The sequence below is a fragment of the Vibrio variabilis genome (genome assembly GCF_003263785.1).
In the GTDB taxonomy this organism is placed as follows: Bacteria; Pseudomonadota; Gammaproteobacteria; order Enterobacterales; family Vibrionaceae; genus Vibrio; species Vibrio variabilis.
In genome coordinates this window covers 1-457 of the sequence record NZ_JYJK01000138.1, presented here as the reverse complement: position 1 = coordinate 457, position 457 = coordinate 1, and the positions used below count along the sequence as shown (strand labels likewise).

The 457-nt window shown below is 45.5% G+C and carries 1 protein-coding gene and 2 tRNA genes; all 3 read left to right on the top strand.

Features of this window, described 5'->3' with window-relative positions; translation table 11 throughout:
• The first annotated feature begins 48 nt into the window (after positions 1–48).
• A tRNA-Gly gene (locus TZ48_RS23055) sits at positions 49–122 on the top strand.
• 13 nt (positions 123–135) lie between these two features.
• Positions 136–211 (top strand) — tRNA-Thr (locus TZ48_RS23050).
• Positions 212–347: 136 nt separating this feature from the next.
• Positions 348–457, top strand: a 110-nt coding sequence (locus TZ48_RS23045) for a GTP-binding protein (protein WP_239670767.1), incomplete at its 3' end; no start/stop codon positions are given.

Here is a 457-nt window from a genome sequence, read left to right as displayed (position 1 = left end):
GTCCCCCCCACCATATTCTTTAGGGAATAGCTCTCAGAGTTACGTGTTGCGGGCATCGTATAATGCTATTACCTCAGCCTTCCAAGCTGATGATGCGGGTTCGATTCCCGCTGCCCGCTCCAACTCATTTAGAGTGCTGATATAGCTCAGGTGGTAGAGCGCATCCTTGGTAAGGATGAGGTCGGCAGTTCGAGTCTGCCTATCAGCACCAGCTCTCAAAGCAATTTTCCTTTTGATACTTTCTTTTGCCTAAACTATGTTTATTGGTTGAAAGAAGCTTTATTACCAAGATTTTTTGGTTGCGTGGTCTTCAAAGCCACCTAAATCCGTACCTAGAGGGACAACTCATGTCTAAAGAAAAATTTGAACGTACGAAACCGCACGTAAACGTTGGTACTATCGGCCACGTTGACCACGGTAAAACAACTCTAACAGCTGCAATCTGTACTACTCTTGC